We start from the raw sequence: 22942 nt of genomic DNA, 5'->3' as shown, positions 1-22942 counted from the left end.
CCCCCACCATATAGCACGCATATTCGATTACACGTGCCGTCGCGATCCGCCATCAGAGGACACGGTGGCGGCTGCGTGGCGCCGGCCCCGGCGTCGGCGGCCCGTTTCGACAGACCGCCGGGGACACCGGGTCGTATCGGCACTACTGCCGACGGAGCCGCGTAGAACGGCTCGCCCACCACGAGGTCACCCGTCGCGACCGCCTCGGCCGGGTGCGCCGCCGCGACAGGTCAGCGGTGTGCCTCCCCGGCCGTCCGGCACCTCCGCACCGGCCGGCGGCACACTCCGTCACCACCGAACGGGAGACGAACCTCATAGCATTTCCGCATGGGAATACCTCACACCGGGGAGTCCACCGACGCGGACTTGGCGCGCGCCGCGCAGGCGGGAGACGCGGGTGCTCTCGGCTGTCTTCTGGTCCGCCACCGCCCGACGCTTCTCGCCGTCGCCTACAGCCTGGTCGGCTACGGGCCCGACGCCGAGGACGCCGTGCAGGAGGCGAGCATGATCGCGCTGCGCCGGATCGGCACCCTTCGCGATCCCGCCGCGGTGGGGCCCTGGCTGCGTGCGGTGGTCCGCAATGCCTGCCGCGCGCAGTTGCGGACACCCGCACACGCGCCGTTGGACGACCGCCGCGCCGCACTGCTTCGTGCGGCGGAAGCGGAGCCCCTGGAACAACTGGAGCAGCTTGCCACGCGGGACTGGGTCTGGCAGGCCATGGCCGAGCTGTCGTCCCCGCTGCGTCTGGTGCTCATGCTCCGCTACTTCAGCGGCGTGACGACGTACCAGGACATCGCCACGGCCTGTGGAGTGCCGGTCGGTACCGTACGCAGCCGGCTGGCCGAGGCCCGCGCCCAGCTGGCGCGGGCTCTGCTGGCGACCGCGGACCGTGCCCATGACGACGTCCGGACCGTGCACGCGGAGCGGCGTCGCCAGGCCCAGGAGCTGCTGGTGGCCACACGGCGTGGTGAGCCGGAGCCCTCGCTGGCCGCCTCCTGGCTGCCGACCGTCGCGGTGTCCGGACCCGGCGGCATGCGCGCCGAGGGGTACAGCGGGCTCGCCCGTACGCTCGAGCGGGACATGAGCGACGGGGTGGGGTACCACCTGACCAACGTGGTCGGCGGCGGTGATCTCACGGTCTGGGAGGTCACGATGCAGAGCCCGCCCGATGACCCGTTCCACTGTCCCCCCGCCGCGGCATGGGTGCTGCATCTGCGCTCCGGCTGGGTGCGGCAGGCCCGGTTGTTCCATGCTCGCGGCCAGTCGCCGGAGCCCGCCCACGCAGTGTGACGCAGGACACGTCGAGATCTCCGAACTTTCGCTCCGCCCCACGCCTCTGGTGGGGGCGAGCGCGTGCGGTGGCGGCGGTGTCCGCCGACGCAACGGCGCCCTCGCCGACCGGGCCATACCCCCCAGTACGGAGAACGACATGCTTTCCTATCCGCAACCCTCCCACGCCCCCGAGGACCTGCCCGAGCTCCTTCGCCCGGCGATCGAGAAGTACCGGGACGAAGCCGTGGACCTCCGCAGGCTGCCGGACGGGCTCTTCGAGGCCCTGCGTGCCAACGGGGCCTTTCGCCTGAACACCCCCCGCGAGCTCGGTGGCTTCGAGCTCCCCCTGGTCACCACCGTGGCCCTGATCGAACGGCTCGCCCGCATCGACGGTGCGACGGCCTGGATCGTCTGGAACCTCAACACCGGCTTCGCGGCGGCATTCCTCGGTGAGGAGGTCGTGCAACGGGCCTGGAGCGGTGGACCGGACCCGATGATCGCGCACTCCAGCCAGCCGGGTCACCTGGTGCAGGACCAGGACGGATTCCTGCTCTCCGGTAGGTGGAACCTCGTCAGCGGTGCTGATTCCGCCCAGTGGCTGGCGCTGCTGGGACTTGTCCTGGACGGCGGGCGTCCGCGCATGACGAAGGCCGGTCCGGATGTGCGATTCTGCCTGATTCCCCGCTCGTCGGTGGAGGTGCGGGACACCTGGTACTCGACCGGCCTGCAGGGAACGAACAGCAACACCGTGGTCGCCGAGAACGTGCGGGTGGAAGCCGCCATGGCGGTCGATCCCGATGTGAAGGCCCACATCGACCGCCCGCTCTACCGCGTCCCCGTGATCAATCAGATCACCTCGGGAGGCGCGGCCGTGGCGCTCGGCGTGGCCCGTGCGGCGATCGACGAGATGGCGGAGCTGTCGCGTACCAAGACCGGGCCGGACGGCATCCCGCTGTGCCGGCAGCCCCGGATCCAGGCCGCTCTCGGCCGGGCCGGCGCACAGGTGGACGCCGCTCTGGGGTTGCTGCTCACCACGCTCGGTGACCTGGACGCCGCCGCGGCGGCGGGCCGCAGGGCAACGGAGGCGGAGCGAGGAGCGGTACGGGGGGCGCTGCCGCACGCGGGCGAGACCGCACGCGCCGTGCTCACCTCGATGTACGAGTTGGGCGGCTCGGCCGTGCTGTATCCGTCGAACCGGTTGGGCCGCGCGTTCCGTGACGGCCAGGCCGCGGCGCAGCACAACATGCTGTCGGCGGCCCATTACGAACTGGCCGGCCGCACCCTCCTGGGCATGCCCGGTGGAGACCCCACCCTCTGAGCTGAGCTGAGCGGTGCGGTCTTCCCGAGCCGCAGTGCGGCGAGACGTCATCGCCGGCGCCCGCCACAGCGGACGTGCCGGTTCACCACCTTCACCCGAAGGGGGGACGGAGCTAGGGTCAGCACCATGATTGATCACGCTGATGACCTGGCGTCTGTGCACGCTGCTACCGAGCGGCTGCTCAGCGCGGTCGGGACACTGGACGACGCGGCTGTGACCCAGTCGTCACGCCTGCCCGGCTGGACCCGCGGCCATGTGCTGGCCCACCTGGCCCGCAACGCGGACGCGCTCGTGAACGTCCTGGAGGGCCGTCCCATGTACGTCTCCGGCGAGGTACGGGACGCCGACATCGAGCGGGACGCCCCGCGCTCCCTCGACGCGCACCTCGCCGACCTGCGGGAGAGCGCGGAACGCTTCCGCGCGGCGGGCGCGGCCCCGGCGGACTGGTCGCGCACGGTGGAGCTGCGCAACGGCGTCACCGACCGCGCGGAGCGGGTGCCGTTCCGGCGGTGGATCGAGGTGGAGCTGCACCACGTGGACCTCGGGATCGGCTACGAGCTGGAGGATCTGCCGGAGGACTTCACGCAGCGGGAGATCGACTTCCTCGCCGCGCGGTTCACCGGTCACCGGGACGTGCCGGCGACCACCCTGGGCACGGCGGACGGCCGGACCTGGACGACCGGCGGCGGGACGGACGGTGGTCCGGTGGCGGTCGAGGGGACCCCGGCCGGCCTGCTGGGCTGGCTCGCCGGACGCCGGGACGGCTCCGCTCTGGCGGTGAAGGGCGGGGACCTGCCGGCGCTGCCCCCGCTGTAGCGCCCGTCCGCGCGGGTTCGCACCCTGGGCCACGGGTCCGCGCTATAGGCTGACGTGCATGACGTACAGCGGTCGGGTGACGGTCGGCGGCCCCGCCGACGTGCACGAACTCAAGGACCTGATGATCACCAAGGTCGCCGTCGGCCCCATGGACAACAACGCCTATCTGCTGCGCTGCCGGGCCACCGACGAGCAGTTGCTGATCGACGCGGCCAACGACGCGGGGACCCTGCTGAGCACGATCGGTGACGACGGCATCGCGTCCGTCGTCACCACCCACCGGCACGGCGACCACTGGCAGGCACTCGCCGAGGTCGTGGCGGCCACCGGCGCCCGCACCTTCGCGGGCCGGGACGACGTGGAGGGCATCCCGGTGCCGACCGACGTGCCGGTCGACGACGGCGACACCATCCGCGTGGGGAACGTGGAGCTCACCGCCCGCCACCTCGTCGGGCACACCCCCGGCTCGATCGCCCTGGTCTACGACGATCCCCATGGGCATCCGCATGTGTTCACCGGGGACTGTCTCTTCCCCGGCGGTGTGGGCAACACCCACAAGGACCCGGAGGCGTTCGCCCGTCTCCTCCACGATGTCGAGACCAAGATCTTCGACGTCCTGCCGGACGAGACCTGGGTCTACCCCGGCCACGGCGACGACACCACGCTGGGCGCGGAGCGTCCGCATCTGCCGGAGTGGCGCGCGCGGGGCTGGTGACCGGTACCGCGCCTACGCCCGGGCCTGTCCCGGTCCGGCGAGCGCGGCGATCCGCTCCACCGCGAACACGTATCCCTGCACCCCGCACCCCGCGATGACCCCGTCGGCGCGCAGCGAGACGTAGGAGTGGTGCCGGAAGGACTCGCGCCGGTGGATGTTGGAGATGTGGACCTCGATCACCGGCAGTCCGTCGCACGCGTTGAGGGCGTCCAGGATGGCGACGGAGGTGTGCGAGTAGGCGCCGGGGTTGATGACGATCCCGCAGTGGTCCAGCCGGGCCTCGTGGATCCAGTCCACCAGCTCACCCTCGTAGTTGGACTGGCGCAGGTCCACCGTGCCGTTGTGCGCGGCCGCCGCCTTGGCGCACATCGCCTCCACGTCGGCGAGTGTGTCGGAGCCGTAGATCTCCGGCTGGCGCTGTCCGAGCAGGTTGAGATTGGGCCCGTTGAGGATCATGATCGGGGCGCTGGCCAGGTTGCGGGGCACGGTTCCTCCGGTCCGTCGGGGTGGGGCGGCCCTCCCCGGGACCGCCGTTCGCCCCCGGTCTATCACGGTGCCTACGGGTTGACCGCCAGCTCCAGGTAGGCGGCGAGCAGCACCAGGTGCACTCCGCCCTGGAGGGGCGTGGCGCGGCCGGGGACCACCGTCAGCGCGCCGACCACCATGGTCAGGGCGAGCAGCACCATGTGGGTGTTGCCGAGGCCGAGGACGAGCGGGCCGGGCAGCCAGAGGGAGGCCAGCGCGACGGCGGGGATGGTCAGTCCGATGCTGGCCATAGCCGAGCCGAGCGCGAGGTTCATACTCGTCTGCACCTGGTCGCGGCGTGCGGCGCGGGCCGCGGCGATGGTCTCCGGGAGGAGGACCAGCAGGGCGATGATCACACCGACGGCGGAGTGGGGCAGCCCGGCGGCGTCCACGCCCGACTCGATGGTGGGTGAGACGCCCTTGGCCAGGCCGACCACGCCGATCAGGGCCATGCCCAGCAGGGCCAGGCTGATCAGGGCGGTACGGGTGGAGGGCGCCGGTGCGTGCACCTCCGCCGCGGGCGCCTCCGGTGCGGGCGACTCGCCCTGTTTGGCTATCGGCAGGAAGTAGTCGCGGTGTCTGACGGTCTGGGTGGCGACGAACAGCGCGTAGAGGATCAGCGAGGAGACCGCCGCGAACGAGAGCTGCACGGTGGAGAACTCCGCGCCGGGCTTGCTCGTGGTGAACGTCGGCAGGACCAGGCTGAGGGTCGCCAGGGTAGCCACGGTGGCCAGGGCCGCTCCGGTGCCTTCCGAGTTGAACACCGCCGTGCCGTGGCGCAGTGAGCCCATCAGCAGACTCAGTCCGAGAATGCCGTTGACGGTGATCATCACGGCCGCGAACACGGTGTCCCTGGCCAGCGTCGCGCTCTTGTCCCCGCCGTCGATCATCAGGGTGACGATCAGCGCCACTTCGATGACGGTGACGGCGACCGCCAGGACCAGTGAGCCGAAGGGCTCACCGACCCTGTGGGCGACCACCTCGGCATGGTGCACGGCGGCCAGCACGGCCGCCGCGAGGACCAGGGTCACCACCGCGACGATCCCGCCGGGCAGGTCCCGGCCCCAGGTCAGCGCCAGCAGCACCACGGCGAGCACGGGGGCGGTGGTCGTCCAGCGCATCGCGAGTGCCCTGAGCCGAACGATCATGGTGCGATCGTCCCAGACGGGGCGGGGCGTCGCACCCCGTCGGGGACCGCCGCCCGGCGGCCGGGTGCGGGGGTCATCGAGGTCACGCATGGTCTCCTTGTGTGCGAGTGGCGTGCGGTCGGTGCCGGAGCACGTCGGCGTCCGGCACAGGGGTTCAGACGTCGATGTCGTTCCTCGACGGGAGGTGCCCCCGCTCCGCGGCCGCCGCCTCGGCCTGCTTGCGCGAGGCCCGGAGACTGGTGATCGTGGTGACGATCAGGACCGAGCAGATCACGCCCAGCGAGACGGGGATGCTGATCTCCGGGACATGCACCCCGGACTCGTGCAGCGCGTGCAGCACGAGCTTCACGCCGATGAAGCCGAGGATGATCGACAGCCCGTAGGAGAGGTGGACCAGCTTCCGCAGCAGTCCGCCGATGAGGAAGTACAGCTGCCTGAGTCCCATCAGCGCGAACGCGTTGGCCGTGAACACGATGTACGGGTCCTGCGTCAGACCGAAGATCGCGGGGATCGAGTCGAGGGCGAACAGGACGTCCGTGGTCCCGATGGCGAGCATGACGACGAGCATGGGGGTCATGACCCGCTTGCCGTTCTGCGCGATCCACAGCTTGGTGCCGTGGTACCGGTCGGCCACGCCGAAGCGGCGCTCGGCGGCCTTGAGCAGCTTGTTCTCCTCGTACTCCTCGTCGTCCGCGTCGGCGCGGGCTTCCTGGACGAGCTTCCAGGCGGTCCAGATCAGGAACGCGCCGAAGATGTAGAACACCCACGAGAAGCTGGCGATGATCGCGGCACCCGCGGCGATGAAGATCGCGCGCAGCACCAGGGCGATGAGCACACCGACGAGCAGGACGCGCTGCTGGTACTGCGACGGCACGGCGAACTTCGCCATGATCAGGACGAAGACGAAGAGGTTGTCGACGCTCAGCGACTTCTCGGTGATGTACCCGGCGAAGAACTCACCCGCCGGCTGTCCCCCGCCCCAGATCAGCAGGCCCAGTCCGAAGAGCGCGGCCAGGACGATCCAGACGACGGTCCAGATGCCCGCTTCCTTGAGGGACACGTCGTGCGGTTTGCGGCCGATGAAGAAGTCGACCGCGATGAGGGCGATCAGGCCCACGATGGTCAGGACCCACAGGGTCAGGGAAACATCCACTGCGCCTCCGGCAGTACGTCACAGGGCAAAGTCAGCGTCGTCGCTGCCGGAGGTCTCTTCCACCCGGGCCGCCCGCGCCGGTGCGCTCAAACGGTCCTTCGGGCCGACGCCCCGGGATCCGGCCGGATCCGTATTGACGGGGTCGCCGCACAGACGGGGAGTACTCCCCTCCGTGCGGTCCACAGTACCCAACCACCAAAGGTTGGTAAAGAGCCACGTAAAGAAACTTACAAAAGCCCAGGTCATGAGGCTTTGCCTGTACTTGGTAAGCGGGCGTGCGGTCACCGGTTCCAGGCGCGGCGGGCCGCCGCGACCTGGGTGAGGACCTGCTGGAGCACCTGGCTGCCCGGCGGCACCACGGGCGGCTCGTACGTCCAGGCGTGGCCCACCCACGGATCGGCCAGATGGTCGTCGGGCACGGGCGTCAGGCGCAGCAGCGAACGCCACAGCGGGTCGAGCAGCGGACCGTAGCCCGAGGAGTCCTCTCGGTCGGCGACCATCATCAGATGGACACCGACGGACGGGCCCTCGTCGGCGAGATAGCGCAACTGGTTCACGGCCCGGTCGTCGAAGCCGTGCGGGAAGTCGTTGACGATCAGCAGCTGCTGGGAAGTGTCGAACCCGGGCGGCAACGCGTCCGGGGCGCCTCCGCGCAGCGCCATCTGCACCAGGTCGACCCGCTCGGTGAGCCGGCCCAGCACCTCCGTCACGCCCGCGGCGCCCTGCGCGGGCGGGGCCGCCAGCACACCGGTCTGCGTCAGCGGGGCCAGTGCCTGCGCGCCGGATCCGGCCGGGTCCATGACGTGCACCGTGAACTCGCCCGCCGGGTAGACGGCGAGCAGCCGCGCGGCGTGCGTCGCCGCCGTCTCCATGGCCAGGCGCCGCATGTCGTGCGCGTCCGTGAACGACCCGTCGATGCCGTCGGTGCGTCCGCTGTCGATCCACAGGCCGCGCTCCAGCGGCAGCCGGAGCAGCATCGGGATCCGGATCCGCTCGGCCTCGGGCAGGCGCAGGTCCCCCAGGCGCACCGCCATGGGTATCTCCATCGGCACCCGGTAGGCGTGCCAGGCGGGGTTGTCCCAGCGGGCGAACGCGGGCGGCAGGGCCGGTTCGACGACGTCGGACTCGGCACGGAGCTGAGCGAGGTCCCGGTCGAGGGACTCGCGGGCCTGGCCGACGAGTTCGGCGTGCCGGGCCCGGGCGCTCTCGCGGGCGGCATCGCCCTGACCGCCGATCCGGCTGCGCGGGTCGGACAGGGCCTGCTCGAGCTCCTTGTCCATGCGGGATTCGGCGAAGTCGACGGCGCTGCGGTACGCGGCGGCGGTGCGGGCCAGGTCCTCGAACATGCCCCAGACCTGGTTGTAGAGCCGCTCCTCCATGGACCAGCCGGTCGCGTCCCCCGCCACGGGCTGCGCGGGCTGTCCGGGCTGCGGCCGCGGTGCGGCGGGCGGGGGCGGTGGAGGGGCGGAGGTCTGCCTGCGGGGGTGGCTGTAGTTGACAGGGCCGCCGCCGGTGGCCGGGGACGGGTCCGCGGCGCCGGGTCCCGCGCCGTACGCCGGCTGCGGTCCGTCCTGTCCGGGCCCGCCGGCCTGCTGCCCGCCGTACGACGGCGGTACGGGGCCGGGCGCGCCCTGGGGTGCGGTGCCGCCCTGGTCCGGGCCGAGGGCGGGGGCGGCCGCCTGCCGGGAGCGGTCGCCGTCGGTGGTGCGGGGCGGGGGTGCCTGCACGGAGCGGGCGAGGCCCTGCGCGACCGCCTCGTTGATGCTGCCCGCGAGCTGCGCGGCCTCGGGCAGGCCCTGGTCGGTGAAGAGTTCGGGCAGGCCGCCGGCGTATCCCTGGCCCACGGCGCGCACCTTCCAGGCGCCCTGCCGCCGGTAGAGTTCCAGCGCGACCACGGCCGACTCGGCCGCCAGGCCGGTGATGGTGTAGCTGGCGACCTCCTGGCCGTCCAGACCGGTCACGGCGACGAACGGGGCCGCCGCGGCACCGAACCGGGAGGGCCCGGGGGCACCGGCCGGGGCAGGCAGGGCGATCAGCACACTGACGCGGTGGACCGCGTCCGTCACGGCGTCCAGATCCACCGCGAGCCGGTGGTCGGCGGCTGCCTGCCGGGACACCTCGAGACCGGGCTGGGTCGGGGCGCCCGGGTGGGCCACCCACCCCGTCCCTCGGATCCGGCCGTCCTCGTCGCCGAGCGCGGCCGCGGCCACGATCGGCGTGCCGGCCGAGATCCTGATCTCCAGACGGGACTGGGAGAGCGGGTGGTTCTGCCCCCGCACCAGCTCGGCCGTCATCGCCTTCGTCCCCCTGCGTCGCGTGTGATGGATCGTGTGCCGCTCACCGGCCCCGCCACGGGGGCCGGTGAGCCCTCGGATGCCTAGAGGACCGGCAGGATCGCCGGCATCAGGTCCTGGAAGGTACGGCCGTTGGCCGGGTTGCCCAGGGCCGTCATCGTCCAGCCCGAGCCGGCGCGGTGCACCTTGGCCATGATCTGCGCCGTGTAGGCGCCGCCGCCGGCCAGCGTGTAGCGGGCGAGCTCCTGGCCGTTGGTCTCGTCGACGAGGCGGCAGAACGCGTTCTGCACCTCCTGGAACGTCTGGCCCGTGAAGGAGTTCACGGTGAAGACGATCTGGTCGATGTGGACCGGGACCCGCGACAGGTCGACGAGGATCGCCTCGTCGTCGCCGCCCTGGCCGACACCGCCGACGAGGTTGTCGCCGGTGTGGCGAACGGAGCCGTCGTCGCTCACGAGGTGACGGAAGAAGACGACGTCGACCGGCTGCTTGTCGGCGAACAGGACGGCGGAGGCGTCCAGGTCGATCTCCCGGGTGCGCGAGCCGAACAGGCCGCGACGGGGAGCCGCCTGCCAGCCGAGACCCATGCGCACCGCGGTCAGGCTGCCGCCGTCGTTCTTCTGCAGACTGATGGCCTGACCCTTGGTCATGTTGACGGTCACGCGCTGTTTCCCCTCTCGAACTTCCCCTGTTGCCGCGGAACCGCGGTTGACCAGAACCCTACGCAGGGGCACTGACAGGGACGTACTCCGGTCCGCACTTTGTGTCGTTCTTGCAACACATCGCGTGCGCGCGTCAGGACAGGCCTGCCTCCTGCATCTGCCGCAGTTCCTTCTTCATCTCCGACACCTCGTCGCGCAGCCGGGCGGCGATCTCGAACTGGAGATCCGCGGCGGCGGCCCGCATCCGCGCGGTGAGTTCCTCGATCTGCTCGGCGAGTTCGGCGGCGGGGCGGTCGGTCGGCACGGTCTCGGCGGCCCTGCCCTTGGCGCCCTTGGCGTTCTTCGCGCCCTTGGCGGCCTTGGTGCCGAGGGAGGGCACGGGTGCCTTGGTGCCGCCGCCGTCCTTCTTGGCCTGGCGGTAGCCCGAGCCGAGCAGCTGCTCGGTGTCGATGTCCTCGCGGGCGATCTGCGCGACGATGTCGTTGATCTTCTTGCGCAGGGGCTGCGGGTCGACGCCGTTGGCCCGGTTGTAGGCGATCTGCTTCTCGCGGCGGCGGTTGGTCTCCTCGATGGCCTTCTGCATCGCCGGGGTGATCTTGTCGGCGTACATGTGGACCTGGCCGGAGACGTTGCGCGCCGCGCGGCCGATGGTCTGGATCAGCGAGGTGCCCGACCGCAGGAAGCCCTCCTTGTCGGCGTCGAGGATCGCCACCAGGGACACCTCGGGCAGGTCGAGGCCCTCCCGCAGCAGGTTGATGCCGACCAGGACGTCGTACTCGCCGCTGCGCAGTTCCCGCAGCAGCTCCACGCGGCGCAGGGTGTCGACGTCGCTGTGCAGGTAGCGCACCTGGATGCCGAGTTCCAGGAAGTAGTCGGTGAGGTCCTCGGCCATCTTCTTGGTGAGCGTGGTGACCAGGACGCGTTCGTCCTTCTCCACGCGCGTGCGGATCTCGTGGACCAGGTCGTCGATCTGGCCCTCGGTGGGCTTGACCACGACCTCGGGGTCGACGAGGCCGGTGGGGCGGATGATCTGCTCGACGAAGCCGTTCGCGCGCGAGAGCTCGTACGGTCCGGGGGTGGCCGACAGATAGACGGCCTGGCCGATGCGCTCCTGGAACTCCTCCCACTTCAGCGGGCGGTTGTCCAGGGCGGAGGGGAGCCGGAAGCCGTGCTCCACGAGGGTGCGCTTGCGGGAGGCGTCGCCCTCGTACATGGCGCCGATCTGCGGGACGGTGACGTGCGACTCGTCGATGACGAGGAGGAAGTCGTCCGGGAAGTAGTCCAGCAGGGTGTGGGGCGGCGAGCCGGGCGAACGGCCGTCGAAGTGCATCGAGTAGTTCTCCACGCCGGAGCAGGAGCCGATCTGGCGGAGCATCTCGATGTCGTAGGTGGTCCGCATGCGCAGCCGCTGGGCCTCCAGCAGCTTGCCCTGCTTCTCCAGCTCGGCCAGGCGCTCGCCGAGCTCCTTCTCGATGTCGTTGACCGCGCGCTCCAGCCGCTCGGGGCCCGCGACGTAGTGGGAGGCGGGGAAGACGTACAGCTGCTGGTCGTCGCTGATGATCTCGCCCGTGAGCGGGTGCAGCGTGGACAGCGCCTCGATCTCGTCACCGAACATCTCGATGCGGACGGCGAGCTCCTCGTAGACCGGGAAGATCTCGATGGTGTCGCCGCGGACGCGGAAGGTGCCGCGGGTGAAGGCCATGTCGTTGCGCGTGTACTGGATGTCCACGAAGCGGCGCAGCAGCTCGTCGCGGTCGATCTCCTCGCCGACGCGGAGGGGGACCATGCGGTCCACGTACTCCTGCGGCGTGCCCAGGCCGTAGATGCAGGAGACGGAGGCGACCACGACGACGTCGCGGCGGGTGAGCAGCGAGTTGGTCGCGGAGTGGCGCAGCCGCTCGACCTCCTCGTTGATCGAGGAGTCCTTCTCGATGTAGGTGTCCGACTGCGGGACGTACGCCTCGGGCTGGTAGTAGTCGTAGTACGAGACGAAGTACTCGACCGCGTTGTTCGGCAGCAGCTCGCGGAACTCGTTGGCCAGCTGGGCGGCCAGGGTCTTGTTCGGCGCCATCACCAGGGTGGGGCGCTGGAGCTTCTCGATCATCCACGCGGTGGTGGCGGACTTGCCGGTGCCGGTGGCGCCGAGCAGGACGACGTCCTTCTCGCCTGCTTCGATGCGCCGGGCGAGGTCGGCGATGGCCGTCGGCTGGTCGCCGCTGGGCCGGTAGGGGCTGACGACCTCGAAGGGCGCCACCGTGCGTTCGATCTGGGAAACGGGCCGCATGTCATCCACCGTACGACCCTCCACTGACAACGGGTCCGGGTCAGCGTCGTTGCGGGGTGCGCGACCGGTGCTCCACGGGGCCGCGCAGACGCAGGCGCGAGCGCCCCGGACGGGGGTGGGCCGGGGGGTGGGCGGGGATGCCGGGCTTGCGGTCCTCGGCGGGCGGCGTGCCGGGGCCGCCCATGACGATCAGCGGATCGAAGATCACCACGATGCCCGCCAGCACCAGGAAGGCGAGCGGTCCGATCATCAGGGGCCCGAGCAGCTGGCCCGCGGACTCCCCGACGGCGGGGGTGGCGGTGCCGTGGACGTGGACGTCGAGGGAGGCCATGCCGGTGTAGTGCATGCCGGTGACCGCGACGCCCATGACGAGGCTGGCGCCGACGCTCCACAGCACGCCCCGCACCTGTCCGGCCGCCCACAGGGCGGCGGTGGCGGCGGCCATGGCGATGACCACGGAGGCCGCGACGACGAGGGTGTTGTACTCCAGGCGGCCGTCAAGGCTCATGCCGGCCATGCCCAGGTAGTGCATCGACGCTATGCCGAGTCCGGTGATGGTGCCGCCGGTGAACAGCGCCGCTCCGGAGGCGCCCCGGTAGCCCACGATGAAGATCCCGACGCCCACCATGAGGATCCCCACGCCCAGGCTGGCGAACGTCATGCCCCGGTCGTAGTGGATCGGGGTGCCCTCGATCGCGAATCCCATCATGCCGATGAAGTGCATCGTCCATATGCCCGAGCCGATGGCCACGGAGCCCAGGGCGAGCCAGCCGGGACGCCGGGACGGGGGAGCCGTCCGGGATCTGGTGGTGCAACGCAGCCCCAGGGCGCCGCCGAGGCAGGCCATGAGGAAGGCCACCAGCGGTGTGACCAGGCCGTAACTGAATCCGTCGACCGTGCCCTGCATGCGCGGCTGCCCTTCCCGCCCTGTTCGTCCCGCAACGACCCGATGTGGTCCCCCTCCCAGGACCGCGACGGCGGCCGGGGTTGACGCAGAGAGTATGGCCCCCACCGGAATGGTCGAATGACTATCCGGCAAAGAAACACGCCCTTGCCCCAGGTGTGTGGCATCAGTGTGCGGAGTTGGGGCGGCGGCGTTCAATTCGTGGCCATCCTGCACCCGCCTCGTGTTGACACTCTGCTGTCACAGTTGATCTGACCGTGACCGTTCAACGCGAGGAGTACGCATGCAAGCACGCGCTGTCGCCGCCACGAGCACCGCGCTCCTGGGTGCCGTCGCCCTCCTGCTCCCGTCCTCCCCCGTGCACGCCGCCGAGGACGGCACCCCGCGCCCGGAGATCGTCGCTCACCGCGGCGCCTCCGCGTACGCGCCGGAGAACACACTCGCGGCCGTCGACAAGGCGGCCGCCCTCGGCGTCGAGTGGGTGGAGAACGACGTCCAGCGCACCAGGGACGGGGAACTCGTCGTCCTCCACGACGACAGTCTGCAGCGCACCACCGACGTCGAGGAGGTCTTCCCCGACCGCGCTCCGTGGAAGGTGAAGGACTTCACCGCCGCGGAGATCGCCCGGCTGGACGCGGGCAGCTGGTTCGACCCCGCGTACGCGGGCGCGCGCGTTCCGACGCTCGAGCAGTTCCTGCACCACATGGAGCGCTACGACCAGAAGCTGCTGCTGGAGCTGAAGAACCCCCAGCTCTACCCGGGCATCGAGGCCGAGACCCTCAAGACGCTGAGCAACGAGGGGTGGCTGGACCGGAGCCATGTACAGAACCGGCTGATCGTGCAGAGCTTCAGCGCGGACAGCGTGCGCACGGTCCATGACCTGAAGCCCGCCGTGAAGACCGGCTTCCTCGGGACACCGCCGGTCGCGGACCTGCCCTCGTACACCGCGTTCGCCGACCAGATCAATCCCTCGCACGGCTCGCTCTCCGCCTCGTACGTCGCCGCCGTGCAGGGTCTGCGGGGGCCGCACGGCAAGCGGATGGAGGTGTTCACCTGGACCGTGAACGACGCGGCCACGGCACGCCGGGTCGCCGGGTTCCGGGTCGACGGGATCATCACCAACACCCCCGACGTGGTGCGGGACGCGGTCGGCGGCTGAGCGCCCGCCCCGGCGCCCGGCGCTCGCCCGGCGTTGTCGGTGGCGGGTCGTACGGTGGTGTCCATGGACAGCCATGGGCAGGACGAGCAGCGGGTCGTGTGGACCGTCATGGAGACCGGCATCGGCCCGCTGCTGCTGGCCGCGACCCGTGAGGGCCTGGTCAACGTCGCGTTCCACGCCGGGGACGCGGTGCGCGACCGCGCGCTGGAGCGGCTGGCGTCCCGGCTCGGCACCGCGCCGGCCGAGGACCCGGACGCCCCGCTGCTCGCCGAGGCGATACGCCAGTTCGAGGCGTACTTCGCGGGCGAGCGGCGGTCCTTCGAGCTGCCGCTGGACTGGTCGCTGATCTCGGGCTTCAACAGGGAGGTGCTGCGGGAGCTGGCCACCGGGGTGCCGTACGGCGCGGTCATCGGGTACGGCGAGCTGGCCGGGCGGGTGGGTCAGCCGGGCGCGGCGCAGGCTGTCGGGACGGCCATGGGCGCCAATCCCCTGCCCGTCGTCGTGCCCTGCCACCGGGTCGTGGAGAGCGACGGCGGCATCGGCGGCTTCGGGGGCGGGCTGGAGACGAAGCGGCGGCTGCTCGCCCTGGAGGGTGTGCTGCCCGAGCCGCTGTTCTGACGGCCGGGCAGCCGGGGGTGATCGCGGCCGGCCGGGGTCAGTCGTAGTGGCGCGCCTCGAACACGTTGCCGTCCGGGTCGCGGAAGTAGAAGCTGCGTGTGGCCAGGCCGCGCGCCCCGAAGGAGTCGTGCGAGAGCTCCGTCACCGGTACGGACCGCTCTTCGAGGCGGCGGCGCAGGGCGTCGAACCGGTCGGCCGGCAGGGACAGGCAGACGTGGTTCACGGGATGGCCGGAGCTCTCCACGGCGCCGGGCAGCATCGTCATGCGCTCCGCCATGGCCGACGGCATGAGGTCGAGGATCGTCTCCTCGTTGACGCGGACCGAGGGGAAGGGCGCCTCCCCCGCGGCGAAGTCGGTGAGCCGCACGGGCTCCAGGCCCACGCTCCGCTCGTAGAAGCCGGCACTGGCGATGGGATCACGCACCCACAGGACGATGTGGTCGAGGCGAGTCGTGTTGTCCGTCATGTTCGCCAGCCTCCGTGACCTGCGTGTCGGCGTGCAAGGGGTTTGGCCCGGGGCCGGGACCGCCAGGGATGAGGGAGAGGCGGCAGACAGGAGGCAGGCACGTGGTGCTCATGATGTCCGAAGAGGTGCGGGAGGCGATCGCCGCGGACCGGCCGGTGGTGGCCCTGGAGTCCACGATCATCGCGCACGGGCTGCCCCGGCCGCGCAACCTCCAGGTGGCCCTGGAGCTGGAGTCGGCCGTACGGCGGGAGGGAGCGGTGCCGGCGACGATCGCCGTGCTGGACGGCCGGCCCCGGATCGGCCTGGACCAGGACCAGCTGGAGCGGATCGCCAGCGGGGAGGACGTCCGCAAGCTGGGCCACCGGGATCTCCCGCTGGTGGTGGCGGCCGGCGGGAACGGGGCGACCACGGTGTCCGCCACAGCCCTGCTCGCGGCGCGTGCGGGCATACGGGTGTTCGCCACCGGAGGGCTCGGCGGGGTGCACCGGGAGTGGACGGTCACCCAGGACGAGTCCGCCGACCTCGGGCTGCTGGCGCGTACGCGGGTCACCGTGGTGTGCGCGGGGGTGAAGTCGATCCTGGACGTGCCCGCGACCCTGCAGCGGCTGGAGACGCTGGGGGTGGCGGTCGCCGGATACGGCACGGAGCGGTTTCCCGGCTTCTACCTGTCGGACTCGGGGCATCCCGTGGACTGGCGGCTGGACACCCCGGGGCAGGTGGCGGCCGTCATGCGGGCCCAGGACGCGCTCGGCGGGCCGGAGTCGGCGCTGATCGTCGCCAACCCGGTGCCCGAGAGCGAGCAACTGGATCCCGAGGTGCACGACCGGGTGCTCGACGAGGCGCTGCGCGCGTGCCGGGAGGAGGGCGTCACCGGTCAGGGGGTCACTCCGTTCCTCCTCGATCATCTGGTCCGCCGCACCGACGGTGCCTCACTCGCCGCGAACCTGGCCGCCGTCCGGGGCAATGTGCGTCTCGCGGCCCGCGTGGCGGCCGCCTGGGCCGCCGGGGAGTGACGGGACGTGGCGGGGGCCGTGCGGGCGGGTGCGTTGCTGGTCGCCGGTGATGTGATCACCGATGTGGTGGCCCGGTTCCGGGGACCGCTCGCCTCGGGGACGGACACGGCGGCGGCGATCCGGACGGTGCCGGGCGGGGCGGGCGCCAATGTGGCCTGCTGGGCGGCGTGCCGGGGCGGGACGGAGGTCCGGCTCGTCGGACGGGTGGGTGCGGACGCCGCTGCCTGGCACGAACGGGAGCTGACCGCCTGTGGCGTCCGTCCGCTGCTGGCCGTGGACCCGAAGGCGCCGACGGGGACGGTGATCTGCCTGGTCGACGAGGACGCGGCGGCCGAGCGGACGTTCCTCACCGACAGCGGGGCGTCCTTGCGGCTGGGTCCCGGGGACTGGTCCGACGCCCTGCTGGACGGGGTGGCGCGGCTGCACCTGTCGGGTTACCTGCTGTTCTCCGAGGAGAGCCGGGGTTTTGTCGCGGTGGCGCTGAAGGCGGCGCGGGCGCGGGGGGTGCCGGTGAGTCTGGACCCGGCGTCGGCGGGGTTCCTGGGCGCGCTGGGCGCCGGCCGCTTTCTGGCGCTCGTGGAGGGCGTGGACGTGCTGCTGCCCAGCCGTGACGAGGCGTGTCTGCTGACGGGCGTGTCCGATGCCGCGGACGCGGCGGCGCGGCTGAGCCGCCATGTCCCGCTGGTGGTGGCCAAACAAGGGGCAGAGGGCGCCCTGATCGCGATGTCCGGCGAGGTGTGCGCCCGGGTCCCGGCCGTGCCGTCGACGCCCCGTGACACCACCGGTGCCGGTGACGCCTTCACCGGCGCGTTCCTCGCGGCTCTGGTCGCGGGCGCCGGACCGCGGCAGGCGGCGGTGGAGGGCTGCGCGGCCGGCGCACAGGCGGTGGAACGGACAGGGGGCCGGCCGCCGGCGCCCGCCTGACGGACGGGTGCGGCACCGGCCGGCTCCTTCGGCACCGGTGGGCTCGTCCGGCCGGACGGCTCCCGGCACGGGCGGCTCCCAGCACGGACGGCTCCCAGCATGGGCGAACTCCCTTTGTCCACAGGAAGGAACAAAGCGGAACGGCCCCTTCCCACAGGCTCGGACGCGGTTCGCCGCGGACTGGCAGACTGGCGAGCCGGACGCGGGAAGCGGCGGCGAACGCGGGGGAACCGTATGAGGGGGCCACATGTCCATGGCAGGGAATCTGCGGAAGGTCAGGAGTCTCGGCAGGGTCGGCGGGCTGCGCCGGGTGGCCGGACTGGCCCGGCGGCGTCCTCGTGTGGACCTGAGCCATCCGGCCCGGTCCCCGCTGGGCTCCTCGGTGGTCAACTGCGTCACCTACCGGGACGGTCACCGTGTCTCCACCACCGGCGAACTGGTGGACGCCGTGCGGCAGGTCCGCGAGGAGCGGGAGGGGTTCGTCTGGCTGGGGCTGCACGAGCCGACCGACCGGGAGTTCGCCGGCATCGCCGAGCTGTTCGACCTGCACCCGCTGGCGGCGGAGGACGCCGTCGAGGCCCATCAGCGGCCCAAGCTGGAGCGGTACGGGGAGACGCTGTTCGCCGTGTTCAAGACGGTCTGCTACGTGGAGCACGAGGAGCTCACGGCGAACAGCGAAGTGGTGGACACCGGAGAGATCATGGTGTTCCTCGGCGAGGACTTCGTGGTCACCGTGCGGCACGGACGGCACGGTTCCCTGGGACCGCTGCGCGAGGGGCTCGAATCCGATCCCGGGCAGCTCGCCCGGGGTCCGTCCACGGTGCTGCACGCGATCGCCGACCATGTGGTCGACGACTATCTGACCGTCATCGACGCGGTCCAGGAGGACATCGACCAGGTCGAGACGGATGTGTTCGCGGAGCACGGCGCGCGGGTCGACCCGGGCCGCATCTATCAGCTCAAGCGGGAACTGCTCGAGCTGAAGCGGGCGGTGGTGCCGCTCGACCGGCCGCTGGAGGAGCTCGCCACACGGCCGGTCCGGGTCGTCGCCCCCGAGATACAGGCGTACTTCCGTGATGTCTCCGACCATCTGCTGCGGGCCAGGGAGCAGATAGCGGCGTTCGACGAGCTGATCAACTCGATCCTCCAGGCCCACTTGGCGCAGGTCACGGTCGCGCAGAACGAGGACATGCGCAAGATCACCGCGTGGGCGGCGATCGTGGCGGTGCCGACGATGGTCTGCGGGGTGTACGGCATGAACTTCGACCACATGCCGGAGCTGCACTGGAAGTACGGCTACGGCATGGTCATCGGGGTGATATCCGTGGCGTGCCTGCTGCTGTACCGGGCGTTCCGGCGCGGCCGCTGGCTCTGAGGCCGGCCCTCCGCGAAGGCGCCGCCTCCGCGGAGGGCCGGGGGGTCAGTCGGTGCCCGACCGCGCGTAGACGCTCTCGGCCCAGGTGGCGATCTGGTCGTCCGTCAGATGGCGGGCGAGATCGGCCTCGCTGATCATGCCGACCAGGCGCTTGTCCTCGATGACGGGCAGCCTGCGGATCCGGTGGGTCTGCATCTCGTTCAGGACGTCGCCGACGTCGGCGTCCGCCTCGATCCAGCGCGGGGTGCCCTTGGCCATGTCGCCGGCGGTGACCTGGGCGGGGTCGTGGCCGAGGGCGACGCAGCCGACCACGATGTCGCGGTCGGTGAGGATGCCGCAGAGCCGCTCGTTCTCGTCGCTGATGGGCAGGGCACCGACGTTGAGCTCGCGCATCAACTGGGCCGCGCGGTCGAGGGTTTCGTGTGCGGGGATCCACTGGGCGCCGCGGTGCATGATGTCTCCGGCGGTGGTCATGGACTACCTCCCTTGCCGGACGGCCGGCGCGGCGCGGGCGCGCCGCGAGTACCGGCGCCCTTCATTCTCGTCGCGCCGCCTGCGGACGGCACCCGGAGGGCGGTGTCAGCCGCGCCAGGCCGGGCGGCGGGGGTCGTCGGCCCGCACCAGGACGTCGGCCGTGCCGGCCGGGTCGCTCTCCTGCTCGTAGCGTTCGAACGCCGGGAGGGTCCAGTGCTCGGCCTCGGGGGTGTGGCGGCGCAGGGCACCCGGGGAGAGGAGGAGGTGGACGCTCAGGTCGAAGGGGAACCAGTGGCGCAGGAGGAGAGGACCGTGCAGCAACAGCACGCCACCGGGCGGGAGCACCGAGTAGGGGCTGCGGGTGGCGCGGTCGGTGACGGGGTCCCACAGGTCGGGCAGCACCCGGCCGGTCCCGCCGGGTTCGAGGGGGCCGAACACCTCGCGCCACAGGGCGCCGGTGTCGTACCAGCCGTCGTAGTAGGAGTCCACGTCCCGGTGGCCGTACTCGAGCCGCACCGAGGCGGGGCGCAGAAAGCCCTCGGCGCCGACGACGAGGGAGGGCCGGCCGCGTATCCGCAGCGCCTGCGCGATCCGCTCCGCGAGGTCCTGGGGCCGGGCGGCCGGGGCGCCGTCGAGGGCGACCCGGGGCCAGGGGCCGCCGTCGGCGGTCTTCAGCTCCAGCAGGCGCTCGGCGAGGAGGTCGCCGAGCCGGTCCCAGGTGATCGCTTCGAGTCGCACACGGCCATAATGCGCCAGCCCGGCGTGAGGAACGTGGCGCGCGGCCTGCCGGGGGGAAGGATCCCGGCATGGCATCCCGTGCGACTCCCCCTCGGTTCGCCGGACTCGTCGTCCAGCAGCCGCTGCGGGAACGGCACTGTGCCGGCTGCCGTCGGGGCCCGCTCCCCCTGCTCGTCACGGAGCACGGCGCGCCGCGCTGCCTCGACTGTGCCGACCTCGGCCACCTCGTCTTCCTGCCGCGTGGCGACACGGCGCTCACCCGCCGCTCACGGGAGGAGAGCGCGCTGTCGGCGGTGGTCGTACGGTTCAACCGGCGCAGGGGACGGTACGAGCGGCAGGGCGTGCTGGTCGAGGAGGCCGCGCTGGCCCGGGCGGAGCGGCGGTGTCTCGCGGACGCGGAGGCGCGCCGCAGACGGCGGCTGCGGGACGCCCGGCGGCGGGCCGCCGAGGACGTGCGGTTCACGGAGGCGTTCGCGGCGGAGATACGGCGGCTGTTCCCCGGCTGCCCCGAGGAGCGCGCCCGTGCCGTCGCCGCGCACGCCTCGGTCCGCGGGAGCGGGCGGGTGGGCCGGAGCCCGGCGGGACGGGCGCTGTCCGGGAGGGCCGTGACCGCCGCGGTCACGGCGTCCGTGCGGCATCTGGACACGCCGTACGACCGCCTGCTGATGAGCGGGGTGCCTCGGCAGGAGGCGCGGCGGCGGATCGCGGCGGCGGTGGAGACGGTGCTGCGGGAGTGGTCCCGGGAGGCCCTGGGTTCCGCCGGGTGACGGCCGCGCTGGACGCTCGCGCATGCGTCCGCGCCGCTCGGCCATGGCCGGGCGTGGTGCGTTCGGATGCACTGGTGGTGACGGTGGTGGCCGGGCGGGTACCGGCCCTTCGGACGGGGGTGACGACATGATCGACGGTCCGTACTACGTGCTGACGGTGCTGGGTGTGCTCGGGACGGGACTGGTGGCCGGGGTCTTCTGCGCCTTCTCGGCCTTCGTGATGAGAGGGCTCGCGGCGCTGCCGCCCGCGCAGGGCGTGGCCGCGATGCAGGCGGTGAACACGGCGGCGCTCCGGCCGGCCTTCATGCTGGTGTTCCTGGGCTCGTCGGTGCTGTGCGCGGTGCTCACGGTGGTGACGTTCATCGTGTGGCCCGGCGAGGGGACCGCGGAACTGCTGGCGGGCGGCGCGCTGTACCTGCTGGGCTCGTTCGCACCGACGGTGGTGGCGAACGTGCCGCGCAACGAGGCGCTGGCCCGGCTGGAGCCGGGGAGCCCGGAGGCGGCCGCGTACTGGCCGGTCTACGTACGCGGATGGACGACGTGGAACCACGTCCGCATGCTCGCCTCCGCCGGGGCGGCGCTGGCGTACGTCCTGGCGCTCACCGGCTGACGGGCCGGTGGCCCCGGCGTCGGAGCAAGCGCTCTCCCGGCGCTCTGCGGACCCGCGCGGGCGGACGTATCGTGGCCGGAAGAGCGCCGACCGACGACGCACGGCCTGTCACCCGCGCACGCAAGGACGACGGCCATGGCCGATCCCAAGGGTTTCCTGACCACACCCCGCGAGGAGTGGCCGCGCAGGCCGGTGGCGGAACGCGTCCGCGACTGGGACGAGGTTCATGTGCCCGGGGCGCTGCTGCCCCTCATCGGCGCCCAGGCCGACCGCTGCATGGACTGCGGTGTGCCCTTCTGCCACGAGGCCTGCCCGCTGGGCAATCTCATCCCCGAGTGGAACGACCTGGTCTCGCGCGAGGACTGGCGGGCGGCGGCGGAGCGGCTGCACGCCACCAACAACTTCCCGGAGTTCACCGGGCGGTTGTGCCCGGCGCCCTGCGAGGCGGGCTGTGTCCTCGCGATCAATCAGCCGGCGGTCACCATCAAGAACGTCGAGTGCGCCATCGCCGACCGGGCCTGGGCGGAGGGCTTCGCTCCGCCGGCGCCGCCCGAGCGTCTGTCCGGCCGGACGGCCGCGGTCATCGGCTCCGGGCCCACCGGCCTCGCCGCGGCCCAGCAGCTGACCCGGGCCGGTCACACCGTCGCCGTGTACGAGCGGGACGACCGGGTCGGCGGGCTGATGCGGTACGGCATCCCCGAGTTCAAGATGGAGAAGCGGCATCTGGACCGGCGGGTGGAGCAGATGCGGGCGGAGGGCACGAAGTTCCGCACCTCCGTCACGGTCGGGCGGGACGTGGACGCGAGGGAGCTGCGGTCCCGGTACGACGTCGTGGTGATCGCCACGGGTGCGACCGCCTGGCGGGAGCTGCCGGTGCCGGGGCGTGAACTCGGCGGGATCCACCAGGCGATGGAGTACCTGCCGCTGGCCAACCGGGTGTGCGCCGGGGACCTGGAGTCGTCGCCGCTGTCCGCCGCGGGCCGGCATGTCGTGATCGTCGGCGGTGGTGACACGGGGGCGGACTGTCTGGGGACGGCCGTGCGGGAGGGTGCCGCCTCGGTCACCCAGCTCGACATCTACGGCCGGCCGCCGGACGAGCGGGACGAGGACACCGATCCGTGGCCCACCTATCCGAAGGTGTACCGGCTGTCCCCGGCGCACGAGGAGGCGGGGGCGCTGCGGACGGCTCCGGTGGCGGACGCGGACGCGCGGCTGTTCGCGGCGTCGACGCTGGGGTTCGAGGGGGACGCACAGGGGCGCGTGCGCGCGTTGCGCCTGGTCGACGTGGATGCCGGGCGCCGGCCCGTGCCGGGTACGGAGCGGACGCTGCCGGCCGATCTCGTGCTGCTCGCGCTGGGCTTCTCCGGGCCCGACCAGGGGGACGGGCTCATCGCCCAGCTGGGACTGGCCCTGGATCCGCGCGGCACCATCGCGCGGGACGCGGGGTTCGCCACGAATGTGCCGGGCGTGTTCGCGGCGGGGGACGCCGCGCGCGGGCAGTCGTTGATCGTGTGGGCGATCGCCGAGGGGCGCGCGGTGGCGGCGGCGGCCGACCGGTATCTGACCGGCTCGCCGAGCCGGCTGTCGGCACCGATCGGTCCCTTCGACCGCCCCATGACGGTATGAGGGCCCCGCGCGCCGGGGGACGGTGCGGGAGCGGCGGAAGCCGCCCGCGGGCGCGGTGTGGGCCGCTGCCCGCGGGCCGCC

The 22942-nt window shown here is 72.1% G+C and carries 22 protein-coding genes; 12 read left to right on the top strand and 10 right to left on the bottom strand.

Translation table 11 applies throughout. From position 1 onward, the window contains the following. The first annotated feature begins 327 nt into the window (after positions 1-327). The 4 genes from AC5L3C_RS29015 (at position 328) to AC5L3C_RS29000 (ending at position 4121) form a co-directional block, all read left to right on the top strand. Positions 328-1290, top strand: a complete 963-nt coding sequence (locus AC5L3C_RS29015; RefSeq protein ID WP_493651869.1) for an RNA polymerase sigma factor — start codon at positions 328-330, stop codon at positions 1288-1290. Between the two features lie 139 nt (positions 1291-1429). Continuing rightward, entirely contained in the window at positions 1430-2590 is a 1161-nt protein-coding gene (locus AC5L3C_RS29010) for an acyl-CoA dehydrogenase family protein (protein WP_493651868.1), read from the top strand. A 126-nt stretch (positions 2591-2716) separates the two neighbouring features. Continuing rightward, positions 2717-3406, top strand: a complete 690-nt coding sequence (locus AC5L3C_RS29005; protein ID WP_493651866.1) for a maleylpyruvate isomerase family mycothiol-dependent enzyme — start codon at positions 2717-2719, stop codon at positions 3404-3406. 58 nt (positions 3407-3464) lie between these two features. Next, the gene (locus AC5L3C_RS29000) at positions 3465-4121 is read left to right on the top strand and encodes an MBL fold metallo-hydrolase (RefSeq protein WP_493651864.1); all 657 of its coding nucleotides are present in this window, start codon (positions 3465-3467) and stop codon (positions 4119-4121) included. 12 nt (positions 4122-4133) lie between these two features. On the opposite strand, the gene aroQ is transcribed toward AC5L3C_RS29000, so the two are convergent. From aroQ to AC5L3C_RS28965, 7 genes are all read right to left on the bottom strand, one after another. Next, positions 4134-4607: a type II 3-dehydroquinate dehydratase gene (gene aroQ / locus AC5L3C_RS28995; RefSeq protein WP_493651863.1), complete on the bottom strand. Its 474-nt coding sequence runs from the start codon at positions 4605-4607 to the stop codon at positions 4134-4136. 71 nt (positions 4608-4678) lie between these two features. Beyond that, complete coding sequence (locus AC5L3C_RS28990; RefSeq protein WP_493651862.1) at positions 4679-5794, bottom strand: calcium:cation antiporter; 1116 nt, start codon at positions 5792-5794, stop codon at positions 4679-4681. Positions 5795-5948: 154 nt separating this feature from the next. Continuing rightward, a complete protein-coding gene (locus AC5L3C_RS28985; RefSeq protein WP_493651861.1) occupies positions 5949-6947 on the bottom strand; it encodes a TerC family protein in 999 nt (332 codons plus the stop codon). Between the two features lie 281 nt (positions 6948-7228). Beyond that, positions 7229-9241, bottom strand: a complete 2013-nt coding sequence (locus tag AC5L3C_RS28980; protein ID WP_493651859.1) for a TerD family protein — start codon at positions 9239-9241, stop codon at positions 7229-7231. Between the two features lie 83 nt (positions 9242-9324). Then, complete coding sequence (locus AC5L3C_RS28975; protein WP_125507329.1) at positions 9325-9903, bottom strand: TerD family protein; 579 nt, start codon at positions 9901-9903, stop codon at positions 9325-9327. A 133-nt stretch (positions 9904-10036) separates the two neighbouring features. Next, positions 10037-12187, bottom strand: coding sequence for an excinuclease ABC subunit UvrB (uvrB, locus tag AC5L3C_RS28970; RefSeq protein ID WP_493651858.1), 2151 nt, complete (start codon positions 12185-12187; stop codon positions 10037-10039). A gap of 40 nt (positions 12188-12227) precedes the next feature. Beyond that, the gene (locus AC5L3C_RS28965; protein WP_493651856.1) at positions 12228-13094 is read right to left on the bottom strand and encodes an MHYT domain-containing protein; all 867 of its coding nucleotides are present in this window, start codon (positions 13092-13094) and stop codon (positions 12228-12230) included. A 280-nt stretch (positions 13095-13374) separates the two neighbouring features. Between AC5L3C_RS28965 and AC5L3C_RS28960 the strand changes: the two genes are divergently transcribed. Together AC5L3C_RS28960 and AC5L3C_RS28955 are read left to right on the top strand one after the other, a co-directional pair. Next, entirely contained in the window at positions 13375-14250 is an 876-nt protein-coding gene (locus tag AC5L3C_RS28960) for a glycerophosphodiester phosphodiesterase (RefSeq protein WP_493651855.1), read from the top strand. A 63-nt stretch (positions 14251-14313) separates the two neighbouring features. Then, the gene (locus tag AC5L3C_RS28955) at positions 14314-14868 is read left to right on the top strand and encodes a methylated-DNA--[protein]-cysteine S-methyltransferase (protein WP_493651854.1); all 555 of its coding nucleotides are present in this window, start codon (positions 14314-14316) and stop codon (positions 14866-14868) included. Between the two features lie 37 nt (positions 14869-14905). Here the strand turns inward: AC5L3C_RS28955 and AC5L3C_RS28950 are convergent, their stop codons facing one another. After that, positions 14906-15334 (bottom strand): VOC family protein, encoded by a 429-nt coding sequence (locus AC5L3C_RS28950; RefSeq protein ID WP_493651853.1) that lies wholly within the window; start codon positions 15332-15334, stop codon positions 14906-14908. A gap of 101 nt (positions 15335-15435) precedes the next feature. Here AC5L3C_RS28950 and AC5L3C_RS28945 point away from each other — a divergent pair, with 101 nt between their 5' ends. The 3 genes from AC5L3C_RS28945 to AC5L3C_RS28935 all read left to right on the top strand — a co-directional run bounded on the left by AC5L3C_RS28945 (position 15436) and on the right by AC5L3C_RS28935 (position 18646). Next, positions 15436-16347 (top strand): pseudouridine-5'-phosphate glycosidase, encoded by a 912-nt coding sequence (locus AC5L3C_RS28945; RefSeq protein WP_493651852.1) that lies wholly within the window; start codon positions 15436-15438, stop codon positions 16345-16347. Between the two features lie 6 nt (positions 16348-16353). Further along, on the top strand, positions 16354-17271 hold the full coding sequence (locus AC5L3C_RS28940; RefSeq protein ID WP_493651850.1) for a carbohydrate kinase family protein: 918 nt from the start codon (positions 16354-16356) through the stop codon (positions 17269-17271). Between the two features lie 247 nt (positions 17272-17518). Next, entirely contained in the window at positions 17519-18646 is a 1128-nt protein-coding gene (locus AC5L3C_RS28935) for a magnesium and cobalt transport protein CorA (RefSeq protein WP_493651848.1), read from the top strand. Positions 18647-18691: 45 nt separating this feature from the next. On the opposite strand, the gene AC5L3C_RS28930 is transcribed toward AC5L3C_RS28935, so the two are convergent. Both AC5L3C_RS28930 and AC5L3C_RS28925 read right to left on the bottom strand, forming a co-directional pair. After that, the gene (locus tag AC5L3C_RS28930) at positions 18692-19120 is read right to left on the bottom strand and encodes a CBS domain-containing protein (protein ID WP_125507311.1); all 429 of its coding nucleotides are present in this window, start codon (positions 19118-19120) and stop codon (positions 18692-18694) included. A 105-nt stretch (positions 19121-19225) separates the two neighbouring features. Continuing rightward, complete coding sequence (locus AC5L3C_RS28925) at positions 19226-19858, bottom strand: nucleoside/nucleotide kinase family protein (protein WP_493651847.1); 633 nt, start codon at positions 19856-19858, stop codon at positions 19226-19228. Between the two features lie 68 nt (positions 19859-19926). Between AC5L3C_RS28925 and AC5L3C_RS28920 the strand changes: the two genes are divergently transcribed. From AC5L3C_RS28920 to AC5L3C_RS28910, 3 genes are all read left to right on the top strand, one after another. Further along, positions 19927-20625, top strand: a complete 699-nt coding sequence (locus AC5L3C_RS28920; RefSeq protein WP_493651845.1) for a DUF2293 domain-containing protein — start codon at positions 19927-19929, stop codon at positions 20623-20625. A gap of 127 nt (positions 20626-20752) precedes the next feature. Next, positions 20753-21235, top strand: coding sequence for an anthrone oxygenase family protein (locus AC5L3C_RS28915; RefSeq protein WP_493651844.1), 483 nt, complete (start codon positions 20753-20755; stop codon positions 21233-21235). A gap of 135 nt (positions 21236-21370) precedes the next feature. Continuing rightward, on the top strand, positions 21371-22861 hold the full coding sequence (locus AC5L3C_RS28910) for a glutamate synthase subunit beta (RefSeq protein WP_493651843.1): 1491 nt from the start codon (positions 21371-21373) through the stop codon (positions 22859-22861). Positions 22862-22942 lie beyond the last annotated feature (81 nt).

The sequence above is a fragment of the Streptomyces speibonae genome, from assembly GCF_984686075.1.
The sequence above is the reverse complement of the archived record's forward strand: the minus strand, read 5'-3'. Positions and strand labels throughout refer to the sequence as shown.